Source organism: Achromobacter sp. AONIH1 (assembly GCF_002902905.1).
Lineage (GTDB): Bacteria > Pseudomonadota > Gammaproteobacteria > Burkholderiales > Burkholderiaceae_B > Achromobacter.
In genome coordinates, this window is the sequence record NZ_CP026124.1 from 507,504 (window position 1) to 525,883 (window position 18,380).

The window sequence follows — 18,380 nt, forward strand, 5'->3', positions numbered from 1 at the left end:
AGGCAACCCCATCTCGATCCCGTGGTTCCTGACCCAGGGCGGGATCGGAGCCGGATCGAACTCAGATCAAAACCGGATGCCAAGACTGGCCTTGACGCCATGATCTCGCGCCGATGATCCGATCATCCCCGAATACGCCAGGCCCAGCGCGGCCCCCCGGCCCAGCGTCACATCCATGCCGGCCTCGATCAACGCGGCATTCCTCGCGATCGGCACGCCGGCCGCCGTGAACGCGTCGCCCCCCGCAAATCGCTGTGCCGATGCCGGCGTCGTATCTCCCAGCGCATGGCGCCAGCCCACCGACGCGCGCGCGGTCGCGGCCGCGCGGCCCAGCGTGAACGCGCCCGATGCGCGCAAGCCCAGGGTCGTGTAGCCCACGCCGGTATCCTGTCCTCGCGCGCGCAGCGCCGCCGCGCCGCCCCGCTCGTCGATCCTTCCGGTTCGCAGATTCACATAGGCCGCGCTGACGAAAGGCTCGACGGCCGCCACCGCCGTGTCGATGCGATAGCCCAGGTCCCCGAAGACCTGGGTCGTGCCCGCGCGGTAGTCCGCCTTCAGCGCATCCGCGTACCCGGCGAACGCCACCGGACGCTACACGCGCAGCGCATGCCAGGCATGGGCCGCGCCCAGGCGCAGGCCCAGCCGGCCCCATTGCGCGCCGCCATACAGCCCCAGATGGAAGTTGTCGCTGGATCCCGAGGCATTGCCGACATCGAAGCGGGTCCGGCTGTAGCCGGCCAGCGCACCGGCGCGCCAGTGCTGCGACAGGCGCGCATCGGTCCCGAGCAGGAAGCCGCCGGTCGAATGATTGAGCCTGGCGGCGTTGCCATCGCTGCCTGCCCTGCCCCAGGCGCCGAAGCCGCGACTCCAGACCGCCTTGCCGTCCGGCCCCTCCTGCGTCGCCTCTGCCTGCCGCCCGTGCAGGGTCATCGATTCGGTCGACACCCCCGCGCCGCCCCAGGCAGCGCGCAACCGGTCCGTGACGGCCTCGCGGACATGGCGGCTGTCCTCGATCAGCGCGGTCCTGGCGCTGGCCAGGATCTCGCCGGACAGCTGGTCGAAGGCGCCGCGCGCGGCGACGGCGGTCGGCAGCTGGACCACTGCGTCATAGACAGGATTGGCCGCATTGACCCCGATACGCTCGATGGCACGCGCCACGGCGGCCTGGTTGCGCGTGCAGGCCGCGTCGACAAAGGAAACGTCGTTGCGCGCCAGGTTCAGATAGGCGTTGTTCGCGTCGTAGCTCAGCGTCGGATCCAGGAAGGCGTAGCGCGACGCGACACCCTCGAACGTGCCCGACAGGCCCTGGTCCGCCGTCAGGATCGTGTAGGTCGAACGCAGCGCATAACTGCCGGCGTTGCCGACCAGCGCCACCGAGCCGCCGTTGAGCGTGGCCTTGCCGGTGACGCGCGTAAGATCCGATGCCTTGCCCGCCGGATCGACCTCGACCTCATAGCGGCCCCCCCGGGCGACGACAAGATCGCCATTGACCGTGAGCGTGCCGATCGAATTGCCGGGCGCAAGCGTGCCGCCCGGCTCGACCGTCACGACCGAACCAGCGCCTGAACCGACCGTGCCATGTCCGCCCAGTCGCGCCCCGTCCTGCACCGACACCGAACCGCCCAGCACGGCAGCGGCGCGCGCCGCGTCCGCGCCCACGATCAACGATCCAGCCGATACCACGGTGCTGCCCGTGAAGGCCACGCTGTTGCCCGCCTGGATCAGCGCGCCCGCGCCGCGCTTGATCAGGCTGCCCCCGCCCGACAGCGCGCCGCCATAGGTGGCATCCACGGTCTGGTCCAGGATGAGCGTCGCGCCCGGGCTGATAGCGGCGTTGCCGCTGAACCGCTCGGCCGCGCTGGACAGCGCGCCGGCCTGCACCGACCAGTCGAGTGCGGACGCGCCGGTCAGCGTCAGCGTGCCACCACCCTGCTTGACCATCCGTCCATTGACGCCGCCCAGGCCGCCGATCGCACCGGCGTAACCGCCATCGGCCGCCTGGTTGAACACCACCGTGGCGGCATTGCCGATGTCGCCCGAGAGCGAAGCCGTGTTGCCGATCAGCGTGCCGGCCAGGACCCGCGTATTGCCATAGGCGTTGCCGGCGCGGTCGAGCCGCAATGCGCCGGCGCCGGACTTGATCAGGTCGCCCGTCCCGGCCATCGCGCCGATCAGACCAAGCTCGGTGTTGGCCGCCACATCGAACTGCCCGGCACCCGCCAGCGTTACGGTCCGGCCAGAATCGAAACTGGCCGTCGTCGCCAGCGTGCCGCCGTTCAAGGTCAGGCCGCCGCTGCCCGCGCCAAGATTGGCATCGCGCGACACCTGCAGGATCCCGCCCGTGACCGTGGTGCCGCCGCGATAGGTGTTCGCGCCGCTCAGCCGCAAGGTGCCCGCGCCCGTCTTGACCAGGCCCAGCGCGCCCGCGCCGCCGTCCTGGATGAGTCCCGAGAAGGACGAGTTGGCCAGCAGCGAGGAATCGACCGTCAGCACGCTGTCGGCCGCGCCGTCATTGGTGATGATTCCCGCCCCGGCCGCCTCGCTGTTGATTCGGCCGACCACCGTGCTGTGACCGTTCAGGCGGAGTATGCCGCCGGGCGCGGGTCCGCCGAACAGATCGAAACGCACGTCCACCCGGTTCGTCAGCGCGTTGTCGCTCTGCACATCCAGCACGCTGCTGTTGGAGAAGTACTTCACGCCCGCGCCGACCGCGCCGGCGACCGAGGCATTGAGACGGCTGCTGCCGAAGAAATCCTGGGTGCCGCCGCTGATGGCGCCGGCAACCTGGGCATTGAGCTGGCTCGTGCCGTAAAAGGTCTGGAAGCCTCCGCTGACGGCCCCGGATACGGTGGCATTGAGCACGCTGCTGCCGTTGAAGAACTGCTCCCCTCCGTTCAGGGCCCTGCCCGCCGATGCATTGAGAATGCTATCCGCAGCGAATTCCTGAGTACCGCCGCTGACCGCGCTGGTGGCTGTCGCGTTCAGCGTGGCGCTGCCATAGAAGTACTGATTTCCCCGACTGATGGCATCGCCCGCCGAGGCATTCAGCATGCTGGTATCGCTGAACGTCTGCTCGCCGCCGCCGATCGCATTGGCGGCCGTCACGTTCAGCGCGCTGCTGTCGTAGAACTCCTGCTCTCCCCCGCTGATGCCGCCGCCAACCGAGGCGTTCAGCACGCTGCTCTCTTGGAACGTCTGCCGGCCTCCGCTGACCGCGTTGGCGGTCGCCGCGTTCAACGCGCTGTTGTCGCGGAAGGACTGATTGCCGCTGGAAAAAGGCCCTCCCGTCGCGTCGTTTCCCGTATAGGTCTGCGCGCGCGCCTGCGGCTCGAAGAATGGGCTTGCCAGCATCGTGATCAGCGCCGCAGCGCTCCCAAGTGAGAATTGACTGCGCCGACGCGGGCAGGCGGCCGTGGCCGCCGAGGCAAGGTTGCGGCTGTTCATGACGCGATTCCTTTATGCCGGCCAAATGGCATGGCGAAGCGCCATGTCCCCCCAATGCGGCGGCCTCGAAAAGGCGTCCCGCCCGGCATGGATATCATGCTTGCAAGGACGGAACCGGCGCGTCAATACAGCCCCGATCCACTGAACATCCTGGACGGACGAACGAACAAGGATTTTTAATTTACACGGGGATGCGCCGCCGCCGGCTGGGTATGCTGTGGCCGTGGCGGGTCGATCCGCTCCTTGAATGGAAATCGAGAGCGGCGATCATGCGCGCAGGCAATGGCTACCGAAGCTGGCTTCCTGGCGAGACCGCGCATGCGCGCGCCGGAGAATGCCTGAGCCGCGCGGGCACGCTGTTGCCGAGCCTGTCCGCCGAGACGGCCATGACGGAACTGATCGCCCATCTGGGTCGGACGCTGCGGGCCGACCGCTGCCGGATGTTCGAGTACGACGGCGATCTGCTCCGTTTCCGCAACAGCCATGAATGGTGCGCGCTCGGCGTCGGTTCGCATCTCGCGGATCTGCAGGACACGCCCGTCGCGATCATCGCCTGGCTGCATCGCGACCTGCTCGCGGGCAGGACGGTGATGATCGACGACGTCGCCGCGCTGCCCGCCCCCGCGCGCGCATTCAAGCGCGAACTGCTGCGCCTACAGGTCAAGAGCATGCTCAGCGCGCCCATCTTCCAGGCCGGGCGACTGCGGGCCTGCCTGGCGCTGGACGCCGTGCGGGCGCCACGCGCGTGGCGGGACGACGAGGCGGCCCTGCTGGACTTGTGCGCGCGCCTGATCGGCGCCGCGCGCTATCAGGGCCAGGCGCCCGCCCGCGACGTCGCCGATCGCGGCGCGAAAGCGCCGTTGCTGTACCTGGACACGGGGGCGGGCAGGATCCGGGGCGTGCCGCTGCGGGCCATCGTCGCGGTCCGGTCGATGCGCAACGCGACGCGTCTCTGGATCGACGACGGCAGCGTGGAGCTCGACCGGCGTCCGCTGCATGTCTGGCGCACGCTATTGCCGCAGGCATCATTTCCCAGCATTCATCGCACGGCCATCGTCAACCTGTCTCATGTCGCCGCGCTGGACAAGCACGCCGGCGCGGGTTTTCACTGGCAGCTGCGCCTGCGCGGCGTCGCCGAGCCCTGGCCCGTGTCCCGGCCGCATCACAGGACGCTGACCGACTGGGATGGTAAAGACCTACTGTGCTTCAGGCGCGGACAGGGCCTCCCGGACATGCTCGACGAACAAGGACACCACGCGCGGCACATGCGGCGTATAGGGCCTGACCGCGTACAGCCGGTCGGCGAAGTCGCCTTCCACCCGCCAATCGCCCAGCACCTCGACCAATGTCCCGTCGCGCAGCGCCGGACCCGCGCTGAAATCGGGCAGCAGCGCGATGCCGACGGAACCCAATGCGGCCTCTCGCAATACCTCGCTGTTGTTGGCCGCGAAGCTGCCCCGGACCGGCACCTGCACGCGCTCGTCCGCCCCCGGACGCCGGAACGCCCAGGCCGCCGCGCCCGAGCGCCGCAGGTAATGGATGCAGTCGTGCCGCTCCAGATCCGCCGGCACGGCGGGCATGCCGTGCTCGGCCAGGTACCGAGGCGTGGCGACCAGCACCGAACGTATCTCGCCGATCAGCGAAGCCACATGCGTGTCGGGCACCTCGGCCACGTGCCGGATCGCCAGGTCGAAACCCTCGGTGGCCAGCGCGGCCAGCCGGTCGCTCAGGTCCAGCTGGATCTGCACGTCCGGGTAGCGCTTGAGGAACGCCGGAATCAGCGGCGCGATGACCTGCCGCCCCAGCGCCACCGGCGCCGTCATGGCCAGCACGCCCCGGGGCCCGGCCGACAGGTCCTTCACGGCCGAGTAGCCCGCCTCGATGCGCTGGAACGCGGCGGCGGTCTGCTCGACCAGGTGCGCGCCCGCCTCTGTCAGGCTGACGCCGCGCGTGGTGCGCCGCACCAGCGGCAGCCCGACGGCCTTTTCCAGCTCGGCGATGCGCTGGCTGACCGAGGCCTTGCTGAGCTGCAGACGCAGGGCGGCCGCCGTGAAGCTGCCGGTCTCGGCCAGGATGCCCAGGCAGTGGATGTGCGACCACAGGTCTTCCAATCGTCTTGCTCGTTCCATGCGCATTCCGTTGTGCAGAATTCCAAACACTGATTCCAGCGTATCGGTCTCGACGGCCGCGACGCGTTCAGCGACATTGCGGGCTGGTCCAGCCATTCCCCAACTCCAGGAGCACAGCATGAACGCAAGCATCGTCGGCCACTACATCGGCGGCCAGACCGTGCCCGGGCAAGGCGCCCGCCAGCCGGTCTACAACCCCGCCACCGGCGCCGTCGCCCGCCACGTCGCCCTGGCCACGCCGGACGAGGTGGCCCGCGCCGTCGCCAGCGCCCAGGCCGCCTTCCCCGCCTGGGCGGACACGCCGCCGATCCGCCGCGCCCGCGTCATGTTCAAGTTCCTGGAGCTGCTGAACCGTCACCGCGACGAACTGGCCCACATGATCACCGCCGAACACGGCAAGGTCTTCACCGACGCGCAGGGCGAAGTGTCGCGCGGCATCGATATCGTCGAGTTCGCCTGCGGCATTCCCCAGCTGCTCAAGGGAGACTACACCGAACAGGTCTCCACCGGCATCGACAATTGGACCATGCGCCAGCCGCTGGGCGTGGTGGCCGGCATCACGCCCTTCAACTTCCCGGTGATGGTGCCGATGTGGATGATCCCCGTCGCCATCGCCGCCGGCAACACCTTCGTGCTCAAGCCCAGCCCCATCGACCCCAGCCCGTCGCTGCGCATCGCCGAACTGCTGAAGGAAGCCGGCCTGCCGGACGGCGTCTTCAACGTGGTGCAGGGCGACAAGACGGCCGTCGACGCGCTGCTGGAGCATCCCGACGTGAAGGCCCTGAGCTTCGTCGGCTCCACCCCGATCGCCAATTACATCTACGAAACCGGCGCCCGCCTCGGCAAGCGCGTGCAGGCCCTGGGCGGCGCCAAGAACCACATGGTGGTGATGCCCGACGCCGACATCGACCAGGCCGTGGACGCGCTGATCGGCGCCGGCTACGGCTCGGCCGGCGAGCGCTGCATGGCCATCAGCGTGGCCGTGCTGGTGGGCGACGCGGCCGAGCGCTGCCTGCCCAAGCTGATCGAGCGCACCCGCGCGCTGAAGGTGCTGGACGGCGAGAACCTGGACGCCGAGATGGGCCCCATCGTCACCCGCGCCGCCCATGAGCGCATCAGCGGCTACATCGCGCTGGGCGAGCAGGAAGGCGCCAGGCTGCTGGTGGACGGCCGCGGCTTTCGCGGCGCGCAGGCCGGCGCGGGCTGCGACGACGGCTTCTGGCTGGGCGGCACGCTGTTCGACCATGTCACGCCCGACATGCGCATCTACAAGGAAGAGATCTTCGGCCCGGTGCTGGGCTGCGTGCGGGTGCCGGACCTGAAGGCGGCCGTCGATCTCATCAACGCGCACGAATTCGGCAACGGCGTGGCCTGCTTCACCCGCGACGGCAACGTGGCGCGCGAATTCGGCCGCCGCATCCAGGTCGGCATGGTGGGCATCAACGTGCCGATCCCGGTGCCCATGGCCTGGCACGGCTTCGGCGGCTGGAAGCGCTCGCTGTTCGGCGACATGCACGCCTATGGCGAGGAAGGCGTGCGCTTCTACACCAAGCAGAAGTCCATCATGCAGCGCTGGCCCGAGAGCATCGCCAAGGGCGCGGAGTTCGCCATGCCGACGGCGAAGTAGGCCTCGTGCGCGGGCGGCGCGATGCCGCCGCCCGTGCCCCAAACCACGGACATGACGGCATGCCGGACGCGGCGACCGCGCCATGCCAGCGCCATCACGCCGGCGACATCCACCCGCGATAGATCGCCCCCGCGCCAGCCACCGCCAGCAGCAGGAAGATGAACCGCTGCAAGCGGGCCGGCGCCACCCGCGTCCTGAGGCGCGATCCGGCGTACAGCCCGGCCAGCGCCACGGGCAGCAGCAAGGCAGCGCTCTTCAGCATGGCCGGCTGCGTATACAGCCCGGCAGCGGCGAAGGCCCCGGCGCGGACGACGCCGCTGGCCAGGATGACGACCGAAATCGTGGCGCGGAACGCGTCCAGCGCGGCGATGCGGCGCGACAGGTAGATGGTGTAGATCGGCCCGCCCGTGCCGAACAGCGCGCTGAACACGCCACCGAACACGCCGAACGGCAGCGCCCAGGGCGTGGGCAGCGGTTCCTGGCTGGCGCCCCGCCCGCCCTTCAGGCCGCGCGCGCAGACCGTCAGCACGAAGCAGCCCAGCACGATCAGCGGCCAGCGCGCGCCGGCATTGCGCAGCAGCGTCACGCCCAGGAAGATGCCCAGCAGCATCCACGGAAACAGCCGCGCCAGTTCCACGCGCGACACCTGCCGCCAGTTCCGGCCGCCGACCAGCGCCGTGCAGGCCAGGTCGAACAGCACAACCAGCGGCACGGCGAAGGACAAGGGCATGAACTGCGCCAGAATGGGCACGGCGACCATGGCGGCGCCGAATCCCGTCATGCCGAATACCACATACGCGATGAAGACGACGGGCGCGGCCAGGGCGATGAGGTCGGCGGGCATGTCGCGATCTGCCTACATAAAAGTGAAAGGGCATGGCGCGCGCTAGCCATCAGGACGGCGCGCGGCGTTTCAGTTCGCCGTGATCTGCTTTTTCTGGACCAGCGCCTGCCAGCGAGCCGACTCCTGCACGATCTCCTCCTTGAGCGGGCCGGGCGGCTTCACCGCCGCGGACATGCCCTGCTCCTCGAAGTAACGCTTCATGCCGGGCTGCTCCACGGCCGTCTTGAGATCGGCCAGCAGCCGGTCCACGATGGGCTGGGGCGTGCCCGCCGGCGTCATCAGCGCGAACCAGCCGGTATATTCGAAGCCGGGCACGCCCGCCTCGGCCACGGTGGGCACATCCGGCAGCAGCGGCGAGCGCTCCTTGCCCGTGACGGCCAGCGCGCGCAGACGGTCGCCCTTGAGCAAGGGAGTGATGGCATTGATGTTGGCGACGGCCACTTCCACCACGCCCGCCATCAGGTCCGAATAGGCCGGCCCTTCGCCCTTGTAGGGTACGTGCACCAGCTTGACGCCCGCCGCGTCGCTGAAGGCCTCGCCCGCCATGTGCGTCTGGCTGCCCACGCCGGCAGAAGAGAAGTTGAGCTTGCCCGGCCGCGCCTGGGCATAGGCGATCAGCTCCCGGATGTTCTTCACCGGCAGGCCGGCGTTCACCGTCACGACCATGGGCCCGCTGGCCACCTTGCCGACCAGGCTGAAGTTGTCCAGCGAATACGGCAGCTTGCCGTAGATAAACTGGTTGACGGTGAACATGCTGCCCGATGCCAGCAGCAGGGTATAGCCGTCGGCGGGCGACAGGGCCACCGCCTGCGCACCCACGCTGCCGCCGGCGCCGGCGCGGTTCTCGACGATCACGTTCTGCTTCAGGCGCTTGCCCAGCTCGGACGCCAGCGCCCGCCCCAGGAAGTCCGTCGCGCCGCCGGCCGCGAAGGGCACGACGATGCGGACGACCCGGTCGTCGGGCCATTGCGCGCGCGCCGGCGTCGCGAGCAGCGGCGTCAGCATCAAGGCACAGGCGAGCGTCCTGGCGAAACGCCTGCGGTGTTGGGGGTGAACCATGTGCGGCATGTCAGTCTCCTTGGATTCCCGGACCCGGGAGCCCTCCGGTGCGTGCCGGCGGGCGTTTTTACAGGCACCAGCGTTTCTTGAGGCAACAGCTCTCCCTCGGGCCGATCGGCCCGACGTATACCGGAGGAAGCTACGTGGAATGCGACGGTTGCCTAGCGCGAGCCGGCCCGTTCTTTTTCTTGGCTGTCGGCGCAAACCGACTTCAGCGCCTCGAGCAGCAGGCGCGAAAGATGAGACCTCGGGTTCTCCTTGGGAACCAGGATGCCCAGCCGTCGGGTCACCGTCGGCGAGCCAAAGGGAATCACGCGGATGGTGGCGGGGAACTCGTTCTTCACGCCCCGGGCCGGCACCACCGAGGCGCCCAGGCCATTGGCGACCATGGCCACCACGCCTTCCAGGTTGTCGATCTCCATGGTCGAGCGCACCACGATCTGGCGCCGCAGGATCTCCTCCTGCACCAGGTGGCCGACGCGCGCCAGGCGATTGAAGCGCACGTAGGGCGTCTGCTCCAGCACCTCCTGGTCGCTCGCGCCCTTGACCGAGCGGTGGGCGATGACGACCAGCTGCTCATCGACGAAGGGCAGGAAATCCAGGTCCGATCGCGGCACCTCGGGCTCGGTCACGATGGCCACGTCCAGCTGCCGGTGGTGCACCGCGCGTTCCAGGTCGTGCGTGAGACCCGTGGTGACGTGAACCTCCAGGCCATGGCCCTGCTTCTGCAGATGGCGCAGCGCCAGCGGCAGTACGCCGGAGGCGCAGGTATGCACGCTGCCCAGCTTGAGCAGGCCCGCGCCGGTGCCCTTCTTCAGCGCCGCGCTCATGCTTTCCCAGTGCGCGATCAGGTCGCGCGCGCGGTGCACCAGCGCCAGCCCGGCGTCGGTCAGGACCGGCGGGCGGCGGCTGCGGTCGAAGATCGCGATCTCCAGTTCCTCTTCCAGCGCCCGCACCTGCATGCTGACGGCCGACAACGACAGGCCGATGCGATTGCCGGCCTCGGCGAAGCTGCCGCAGTCGGCGATCGCGATCAGGGTGTAGAGCGTCCGGATATCCATCATGCGGGCCTTGGTTCAGGGCGGGGTGGGCGACACGGGGTGGGCGACAGTCTATGGGTTCCGCGCCGGGATGCCCAGCAGCCTGCACGCATTGCCGCCCATTATCTTCCTCAGGTTCTCTTCCCTGATCGGCAGGCTTTCGAACCACGACTTGTATTCCCGCACCGGACAGAGCGGGAAGGAACTGGCATAGAGCATCCGGTCCGACAGGAAGCCATCGGCCGCCTTCACGTATTCCTCCCAGCCCGGCATGCGCGAGAAGTACATATCGGGCGACAGCCACAGGTTCTGGCGTCGGAAGCCCAGGTGCAGGATCTCGTTGACCCAGGGCCAGCCGCCATGCGCGACCACCACGTTCAGGGTCGGGAAATCGGCCAGCACCCGGTCGGTGCGGATCGGGTCCGAATAGCTCAGGTCGGGCCCGGCCGTGCCGCCGACCATCATGATGACGGGCACGCCCACGTCCTCGCAGTGGCCATAGATCGGATACAGCCGCCGGTCGTCGGCGTGCATCGGCACGGGGTAGGAACCCGGCTCGATATTGATCAGCCTGAAGCCGTCCGCCAGCGCCTGGTCGATGGTCCGGCAGGCCCGCCGGCGGTCGGTCGGGTCGATCGAGGCCGCGCCGATGAAGCGGCCCGGATGCGCGGCCACGATCTGGCGCACGTCCTCGTTCGGCACGCTGCCCAGCACGCCGGCCAATCGGCCCACGACCACGCCGGCGTCGACGCCGGCGGCCTCCATTTCCCCCAGCAGCAGGTCCATGGACTGCTGCTGCGCGGCCGGCGAGGGCGTGAAGCCCACGGTGCGCGTGAAGCCGTCGCGCCGCGCGCCGGCCGAGTACATCAGCGTGTCGAGGAAACCGCCGACGGGCGGCCTCAGGCGGAAATCGATGATCATTGCCGTGTCTTCCCTATCCATGTGTTGACGGCCTGGCGCCAGCCGGCGGCCGCTACATCACTTCGTCCTTGCGGTCGTCGGTTTCGCCGTAGCGATGCAGCGCGGGCGGCTTCAGCCCGGCGTAGAGCCGTTCGATGCCCGCGTTGATCGTCTCGGCGTGCTGCGCGAACAGGGAGTTCCCTGCCAGATCGCTTTCCACGATGAAGGGGCCGAAATTCTCGACATCGAACAGCCACATCGCCTGCGCGATGCCCAGCTCGTCCAGCCAGTGCACCTCGCGCACGCGCTTGATGCCACGCCCCAGCAGCGCGCCGGTGCCGTAGCCCACCGTCGTCAGGTAGATCGCGCCGCCGGGCGCCAGCACCCGCTTGTAGTCGTCCGCCGGCATGCCGCCCTTGCCGATCAGGATGCGGCAGCCGGTTTCCTCCAGCCAGCGCGGAATCCATTTGGAAAAGCGGAACGAGGCCGTGGCCGTGACGGCGCCGACCCGGTAGCCGCCCTGCCCGTCCGGCGCGGCGGCCGGCGAGCAGTGGAAGTTCACGTTGCTGAGCGCGCGCAGGTCCACCGGCGGCGCCAGCCCTTCGTCCAGCACCTTCTTGTAGACGCCCTCGCGCGCCGTGTAGACCAGGCCGTTCAGGTACACGGCCGAGCCCAGCTCCAGCCGGGCGATGTCCTCGGTCCGGGCCGGCAGGTCCAGGTGGAAGACCTTGATGTCATCGTCCTTGCTTACCATTCGACCGTCTCCCGGCGCAGATAGGGGGTGAACCATTGCGGATCGGTTCGATATTCGATGCGGCCGTCGGCGTGGATGCGCGCGGTGGCGCGGCGCGACGACAGGCAGAACGTATGCAGGCTGATCGGCATGCCGCCGGTATGCGTGTAGCCGCATTCGATATGGCAATCGACCACCATGCCCGAGCCGACGAAACCCATCGCGCCCATGCCGATGGCGTTGCCCAGCTTCATCAATTCCAGTTCCAGCTCGGCGACCCTGGGATCCGGATTGCGGTCGCCCACGGTGCGCAGGCAGGCGGCCTGCTTGCCCAGCTGCATGCAGGTGTCCTTGGAGCCGCCCAGGCCGATGCCGACGATGGCCGGCTGACAGGCCAGGCCGCGCTTGCCGAAGGCGATCAGCGTGTCCAGCACGAAGCGCTTGATGCCGTCGATGCCGTCGCCCGGAAACAGCATGCGGTAGTCGGTGCCGAACAGTCCGCCCTTGTGCACGGTGGTGATGTCGATCCAGTCGGCGTCGGGCTCGAAGGACCATTCCACCTCCGGCGCGTTCAGGCCCACGTTGTTGTTGTGATCGGTGCGCCAGAGCGGATGGACGCGGTTGGGCCGCAGCGGGATCGACACCGTGCCTTCGGCGGTGGCGTGGCGCAGCGCGCGCTCGATGGCGACGAAACCCGACTCGACCGAGGCATGGTTGCCGACCTTCACGTAGTAGCGCGGCAGGCCCGTGTCCGCGCACATGGGGCGGCGGTCCTGGTCCGCCGCCTCCCAGTTCTCGACCATGGCGTGAATCACGAAGCGCGGCAGCTTGCCGGTCTCGGTCTTGCGCAGCTCCAGGATGCCCTGTTTGTAATCATCCGGGATCTCGATCGCCGCGCGGCGCATGATCTCCAGCGCGGCCTCCTCGATCTTGTTTATCGGTATCTGCATGGTGCGCGCCTTATGCCTGGGGAGTGCCGGCTTCGCCGTCGATCAGCGACTGGCCGGGTTGAACGATGTCGAAGGAAACCGGAACCATGTCCAGCCGCAGATCGCCGTCCGGCGCGCTGACGCGCGTGTAGCGGCTGGCGTGCAGATCGCCCGGTTCCGGGAAGTCCTCGCGGAAGTGCGCGCCGCGGCTGTTCTCGCGCGCCAGCGCCGACACGGTGATGACCCTGGAGATATCGACCAGGCTTTCCAGGTTGAGCCAGTCGTGCCAGGTCAGGTTATAGCGGCGGTCGCCATCGGCCACGCCGATGCCGCGCAGCGCGGCATGGTGGGCCTCCACGGCGTCCAGGCCGCGCTCCATCGCGGCGCGCTGGCGCAGCACGCCGACGTCGTCCCACATGGTCCGCGCCAGCTGGTCGCGCAATTCATGGATGCGGCCGGCCGGCTTCGAAAAAGGGTATTCCGCGCGCTCGAAGCCGCGCGCGATGGCGCGCGGATCCGGATCGCGCCAGCGGCCGTTCGCGGCCACGTGCGCGGCCATCGAATCGCCGGCGATGCCGCCGAACACGGTGGAGTTCGCCACGCCATTGCCGCCGAGCCGGTTGGCGCCATGCACGCCGCCGCAGTCCTCGCCCGCCGCGTACAGCCCCGGCGACGCGGTCGAGCCGTCGACGTTGAACTCCACGCCACCCATCAGATAGTGCGCGGTCGGCACCACCTCGACCTTGCCGCCCGCCAGGTCGAAGCCGCAGTCCTTGCAGCGGTTGACCATGCCGGGGAAGGTCCTGGCGACTTTCTCCGGACCCAGGTGGCTCATCTGGATGTACACGCCGCCCATGGGACCGGTGCGTCCGGCGCGCATTTCCGCGTAGATGCCCCGGCTGACCACGTCGCGCGTGGCGCGTTCGCCGCGCTTGTCGTAGTTGGCCATGAAGCGCTCGCCGTCGCCATTGAGCAGATAGCCGCCGGCGCCGCGCAGTCCTTCTTCCAGCACCGTGCCCGTCATGCGGGTGTCGGGGCCGCCCAGCAGGCCCGTCGGATGGAACTGCACCATCTCCATGTCGCGCAGCGACAGGCCGTAGCGCAGCGCCATGGCCAGGCCGTCGCAGGTCTTGTCGCCGGACGGCGTGTGATAGCGATACATCGTCGGCCCGGCGCCGGTGGCCAGCAGCACGGCCTTGGCCTGGATCAGCCGGTAGCCGCCCGTGCGCATGTCGATGAACAGCACGCCGGCGATGCCCGAGCCATCGGCGGCGGGAATCAGCTCGATGGCTCGGTGCTCCTCCAGCTCTTCGACGTCCACCGCACGCACCTGCTCCATCAGCCGGTTGATGATCTCGATGCCGGTCAGGTCGGCCTTGTGCACGGTGCGGTCGAAGCTCTGGCCGGCGAAGGCCTTGGAATGCAGCGAGCCGTCGGGATTGCGGTCGAAGAAGCAGCCGATCTCGTTTTCCAGCTCGCGCACGCGTTCGACCGCGCCCTCGACCAGGCGCCAGGCCAGGTCCTGCCGTGGCAGCCACTTGCCGCCTTCGATGGTGTCCATGAAATGCCGCTCCACCGAATCGCCGGCGGACAGCGCGACGTTGTAGCCGCCCTGCACCATGCGGGTACAGCCGCACTTGCCCAGCAGCCCCTTCACCGTCACGGTCACGCGCAGGTCCGGGTTCGCCTTCTTCGCGTGCAGCGCCGCGAACAGGCCGGCGCCGCCGGTGCCCAGTATCAGGATGTCGGTCTTGTGTTGTTCGATCTGCATCTCAGATGACTCCAGCGATGAACACCAGGCCGATCGCCATCGACACGGCGAAGCCCCAGCCTATCCAGCCGTTGCGGGCATTGCGCGTCGAACGCCAGGGCAACAGTTCCAGCGCCAGCAGGCGCAGGCCGAAACACAGGTGCAACGCCAGCAGCAGGACCAGCCCCCATTCGCCGACCTTCATCGCCGGCATGTCGGACAGCTTCAGGAAGCGGTCGAAACGGGCCTCGTCCAGCGCCATGCCGAGCACGTAGAAATGCACCGGCAGGAACAGCGCCAGCGCCAGGCCGGACAGGCGATGGCCCAGGAAGGCCCAGTACGCCTGGTGATTGCGCGCGGACTTCATTGCAGCAGCCCTCCCACGGCGGCCACCGCGCGCAGGCCCAGGAACAGGATCGTCGCGCCGAAGGCCAGCCCGATACAGGAGGACGCGCGCCGGCCCAGCCGCAGCCATTCGACCAGGATGTTGCGCAGGCCGATGGGCACGTGGACGGCGACGCAGGCCACGAACAGCCCGTAGAACAGGATCCAGGCCCAGCTGCCCTGGGTACGCGACAGCACGGCGCCGGCGCTCAGGCCGCCGCGCACGGCGTAGATGATGAGTCCCAGATGCACGAGAACGAAAGGCGCCATGGCCATCGCCGTAAGGCGTTGGAGCGCGAACAGGCGGGCCTCCATGTCAGCCCCCCTTGAGCAGGTTGATCAGCGAGCTGCGCTTCAGGCCGGCGATGCTGCCGGTCGGGCTGAGGTCGACCGGACAGTGCTTCATGCAGCTGCCCTGCGTGTGACAGGAATTGCAGCCGCTGCCCGAGGTCGCCTGGCGCAACACGTCCTTGGGATCGGCATGGCGTTCGTCGTTGTACAGCGTCCAGGCGCGGTTCAACGCCGCCGGCCCGAGATACTCCGGGTCCCAGGACACCACGTCACAGGCCGCGTAGCACACGCCGCAGTTGATGCATTCGATGGCGGCGTCGGCCTGCTTGCGCTTCTTGCTCTGCGGCGACACCATCGCCGGCGGATCGTGGCGCGTTGCCGTGCCCACGAAGGTGTTGCCGGCGCGCATCCATTTCTGGAAGAACTCGCGCATGTCGACCACCAGGTCCTTGATGCGCGGCATGTTGCGCAGCGGCTCGATGACGATCACGCCGTCTTCCTCGACCCGGCTCACGTGCGTGCGACAGGTCCAGCGCGGCTTGCCATTGACGGTCATCGCACAGGAACCGCACACGCCCACGCGACAGGCGTAGCGATAGGACAGACCGGGTTCCAGCGTGCGCTGGACTTCGGTGACCACGTCCAGCACGGTCTGGTTGTCGCGCCACGGCACCGAATAGACCGTGAATTCGCCATCGCCGGCGCCGCGTGAAATGCGGACGGTTAGCTGTCGCGGCGTCGTGTTTTTTTCGCTGTCCATGTCTGCCCCAAGGCGGCGGTGAGCCATGGGAAGATTCTAGGAATCGCGAATTGATGAATCAATATTAATTAGGTTGATATTTTTTGAAGATAAAGCGAGCCCGCCAGAGACGGGAACGCCGGGCGGCCGCCCCCTATCGCGGCGAATCGCTCAAGCAAGTGCAGTCGGAAACACCCGCCTCAGCCATCGCGCGACGCCAGTCCGGGCGCGCGGCGCCTCAGATATCCATCGGCACCGCCAGGCCGTGCTTGACGCGGTTCATCACCACCAACGTAGAGAAGCGCTTCACATTGGGATCGCCCCAGAAGTGCTTCTGCGCGAAGGACTCATACTCCAGCACGTCGCGCATGGTCAGCGTCAGCACGAAGTCCACCTCGCCCGTGACCGACATGCACTGCATGACTTCCGGCGCCTCGGTCATGGCGCGCTTGAACTTGCCAAGCTTGTCGGCGCGCTCGCTCTCCAGCGACACCAGCACCACCATCATGATGCCGCGCCCCACGGCGGCCGGATCGACCACCGACACGTCGGCGGCGACCACGCCGGCGTCGCGCAGCCGCTTCATGCGGCGCAGGCAGGACACGGGCGACAGGTTCACGCGTTCGGCCACTTCCTGGCTGGTGCGCTGGTTGTCTTCCTGCATGCTTTGCAGGATGAGGCGGTCGAAATCGTCGAGTTCCATGGCGGCGTGAGGCGGAGCGTATGCGGTCGCGGATGCAGGCCGGCGGGCCCGTGCGACGATTCTAAACGCGCCCAGCGCCTCTGCTGCGTCCAGCACCCCTGCTTTCGACGGAAAACTCCATTTCTGCCCCGTGTAGCGCAGAAAAAAATCAGCCGCCTTGCTTACACTGTGATCCTTGCCGCCCGCGCGCCGCGGGCCTGCCGCGCCAGAATCCCATGCCTTCGCTCCAGTTGTTCCTGTTGTTCCTCGCCGCCGACGCGGCGCTCAAGCTCACGCCCGGGCCCGACATGGCGCTGACCCTGTCCCGTGGCATGACCCAGGGCTTTCGCCCGGCCTTTCTCAGCGTGCTGGGCAACGTGGCGGCCGGTTTCGTTCAAGTACCGGCAGTGGTGTTGGGCCTGGCCTCGGTGCTGCAAGCCTCGCCCCGGCTGTTCCTGGGCGTGAAGGCGGCTGGCGGCCTGTACCTGGCCTACCTGGGCATCAAGGCCATCCTGCGCTGCGCGCGCGACGTCGAGGTCTCGCTCGCGGCCCGGCCCGGCGATGCGCGTGACGCCTTCTGGCAGGGCTTCGTGACCAACCTGCTCAATCCCAAGGTGCTGCTGTTCATGATCGCCTTCCTGCCGCAGTTCACCTCGCCCGAGCAGGGGCCGGTCTGGTCGCAGATGCTGGTGCTGGGCGTCACCATGAAGATCCTGAGCCTGCCCTACGGCAGCTGCTTCGCCTACGGCGCCTCGCGCATCCGCGGCTGGGTGGGGCGCAACGCCTGGTTCCTGCGCGCGCAGCAGGGACTGCTGGGCGCCATCATGCTGGGCCTGGCGGCATATGTGCTTTACTCCACGACCGCGCCCTGAGTCCTTGATTCCCTGTCTTCCGCGCCCGGCCCCTACCTGCTACACGCAACCATGAGCACCGCTACCCTGAACACCGGAGGCGATACCTCCTCCTCCACGCTGGTTCCCGTCCTGTCGCTGATGGCGGCGATGGCGTCCCTGTGCATCGGCACCTCGTTCGCCAAATCGCTGTTCCCGATGGTGGGCGCGCAGGGCACCACCGCCTATCGCATCGTGATCGGCGCGCTGATCCTGCTGGCCATCTGGCGTCCGTGGCGCTTTCCGCTGAGCCGCGCCAACGCGCTGAAGATCGCGCTGTACGGGGTCACGCTGGCCTGCCTGAACCTGATGTTCTACATGGCGCTGCGCACGCTGCCGCTGGGGATCGCCATCGCCATCGAGTTCACCGGGCCGCTGGCGCTGGCGGTGTTCTCGTCGCGCCGCGCCATCGACTTCCTCTGGATCGCCTGCGCGGCGGCCGGGCTGCTGTTGCTGATCCCGACCGGCCAATCGGTGCACGACCTGGATCCCGTCGGACTGGCCTATGCGCTGGGCGCGGCGGTGCTGTGGGCGCTGTACATCATCTTCGGCAAGCGCGCCGGCCATATCCACGGCGGTCAGGCGACCTCGCTGGGCCTGACCGCGGCGGCCCTGGTGGCGCTGCCGGTGGGCGCCGCCCATGCCGGCACGGCGTTGCTGGATCCGTCGCTGATCCTGGCCGGCATCGCGGTGGGCGTGCTGTCCAGCGCGCTGCCGTATTCGCTGGAGATGGTGGCGCTCAAGCGCCTGCCGAACAAGACCTTCGGCGTGCTGCTCAGCATGGAGCCGGCCATGGGCGCGCTGGCCGGCGTGGTGGTGCTGAACGAGCAGCTGTCGGGCAACCAGTGGCTGGCCATCGGCGGCATCGTGATCGCGTCGGCGGGCTGCGCCGCCACCGCCAGACGCCGCGCGCCGCCCGCCCCCGCGCCGGACTGAGAC

15 protein-coding genes and 2 pseudogenes are annotated in these 18,380 nt (G+C 68.5%); 4 read left to right on the top strand and 13 right to left on the bottom strand.

The annotated features are described in order from the left end of the window. Positions 1–66 precede the first annotated feature (66 nt). Positions 67–3,444, bottom strand: a pseudogene (locus C2U31_RS02360) (autotransporter domain-containing protein). Between the two features lie 386 nt (positions 3,445–3,830). On the opposite strand from C2U31_RS02360, the pseudogene C2U31_RS31190 reads away from it, so the two are divergent. Beyond that, a pseudogene (locus C2U31_RS31190) lies at positions 3,831–4,562 on the top strand (GAF domain-containing protein); the annotation flags it as partial. A gap of 78 nt (positions 4,563–4,640) precedes the next feature. On the opposite strand, the gene C2U31_RS02375 reads toward C2U31_RS31190, so the two are convergent. Beyond that, a complete protein-coding gene (locus C2U31_RS02375) occupies positions 4,641–5,573 on the bottom strand; it encodes a LysR family transcriptional regulator (RefSeq protein WP_103276227.1) in 933 nt (310 codons plus the stop codon). 118 nt (positions 5,574–5,691) lie between these two features. Here C2U31_RS02375 and C2U31_RS02380 point away from each other — a divergent pair, with 118 nt between their 5' ends. Further along, entirely contained in the window at positions 5,692–7,200 is a 1,509-nt protein-coding gene (locus C2U31_RS02380; protein ID WP_103271371.1) for a CoA-acylating methylmalonate-semialdehyde dehydrogenase, read from the top strand. 94 nt (positions 7,201–7,294) lie between these two features. Here the strand turns inward: C2U31_RS02380 and C2U31_RS02385 are convergent, their stop codons facing one another. The 11 genes from C2U31_RS02385 to C2U31_RS02435 form a co-directional block, all read right to left on the bottom strand. Continuing rightward, the gene (locus C2U31_RS02385) at positions 7,295–8,044 is read right to left on the bottom strand and encodes a sulfite exporter TauE/SafE family protein (RefSeq protein ID WP_103271372.1); all 750 of its coding nucleotides are present in this window, start codon (positions 8,042–8,044) and stop codon (positions 7,295–7,297) included. A gap of 69 nt (positions 8,045–8,113) precedes the next feature. Further along, on the bottom strand, positions 8,114–9,112 hold the full coding sequence (locus C2U31_RS02390) for a tripartite tricarboxylate transporter substrate binding protein (RefSeq protein ID WP_103271373.1): 999 nt from the start codon (positions 9,110–9,112) through the stop codon (positions 8,114–8,116). A gap of 152 nt (positions 9,113–9,264) precedes the next feature. Beyond that, positions 9,265–10,167 (bottom strand): LysR family transcriptional regulator, encoded by a 903-nt coding sequence (locus tag C2U31_RS02395; protein WP_233772613.1) that lies wholly within the window; start codon positions 10,165–10,167, stop codon positions 9,265–9,267. A 48-nt stretch (positions 10,168–10,215) separates the two neighbouring features. Then, positions 10,216–11,064 (bottom strand): amidohydrolase family protein, encoded by an 849-nt coding sequence (locus C2U31_RS02400; protein ID WP_103271374.1) that lies wholly within the window; start codon positions 11,062–11,064, stop codon positions 10,216–10,218. A gap of 52 nt (positions 11,065–11,116) precedes the next feature. Continuing rightward, on the bottom strand, positions 11,117–11,797 hold the full coding sequence (locus tag C2U31_RS02405) for a fumarate hydratase C-terminal domain-containing protein (RefSeq protein ID WP_103271375.1): 681 nt from the start codon (positions 11,795–11,797) through the stop codon (positions 11,117–11,119). Continuing rightward, entirely contained in the window at positions 11,791–12,726 is a 936-nt protein-coding gene (locus tag C2U31_RS02410; protein WP_103271376.1) for a fumarate hydratase, read from the bottom strand. Before C2U31_RS02410 ends, C2U31_RS02405 begins: the two co-directional genes overlap by 7 nt. Before the next feature lie 10 nt (positions 12,727–12,736). Further along, positions 12,737–14,476 carry an L-aspartate oxidase gene (locus tag C2U31_RS02415; RefSeq protein WP_103271377.1) on the bottom strand — a complete coding sequence of 580 codons (1,740 nt, stop codon included), beginning with the start codon at positions 14,474–14,476 and terminating at the stop codon, positions 12,737–12,739. Between the two features lies 1 nt (position 14,477). After that, entirely contained in the window at positions 14,478–14,822 is a 345-nt protein-coding gene (locus tag C2U31_RS02420; protein ID WP_103271378.1) for a succinate dehydrogenase, read from the bottom strand. After that, positions 14,819–15,154 (bottom strand): succinate dehydrogenase, encoded by a 336-nt coding sequence (locus C2U31_RS02425; RefSeq protein WP_103271379.1) that lies wholly within the window; start codon positions 15,152–15,154, stop codon positions 14,819–14,821. The genes C2U31_RS02420 and C2U31_RS02425 overlap by 4 nt, the downstream gene beginning before the upstream one ends. Position 15,155: 1 nt before the next feature. Next, positions 15,156–15,890, bottom strand: a complete 735-nt coding sequence (locus C2U31_RS02430) for a succinate dehydrogenase/fumarate reductase iron-sulfur subunit (RefSeq protein ID WP_103271380.1) — start codon at positions 15,888–15,890, stop codon at positions 15,156–15,158. Positions 15,891–16,107: 217 nt separating this feature from the next. Then, complete coding sequence (locus C2U31_RS02435) at positions 16,108–16,572, bottom strand: Lrp/AsnC family transcriptional regulator (protein WP_103271381.1); 465 nt, start codon at positions 16,570–16,572, stop codon at positions 16,108–16,110. A gap of 215 nt (positions 16,573–16,787) precedes the next feature. Here C2U31_RS02435 and C2U31_RS02440 point away from each other — a divergent pair, with 215 nt between their 5' ends. Both C2U31_RS02440 and C2U31_RS02445 read left to right on the top strand, forming a co-directional pair. Then, positions 16,788–17,423 carry a LysE family translocator gene (locus C2U31_RS02440; protein WP_103271382.1) on the top strand — a complete coding sequence of 212 codons (636 nt, stop codon included), beginning with the start codon at positions 16,788–16,790 and terminating at the stop codon, positions 17,421–17,423. Positions 17,424–17,474: 51 nt separating this feature from the next. Then, a complete protein-coding gene (locus tag C2U31_RS02445; RefSeq protein ID WP_103271383.1) occupies positions 17,475–18,377 on the top strand; it encodes an EamA family transporter in 903 nt (300 codons plus the stop codon). Positions 18,378–18,380: the final 3 nt, after the last annotated feature.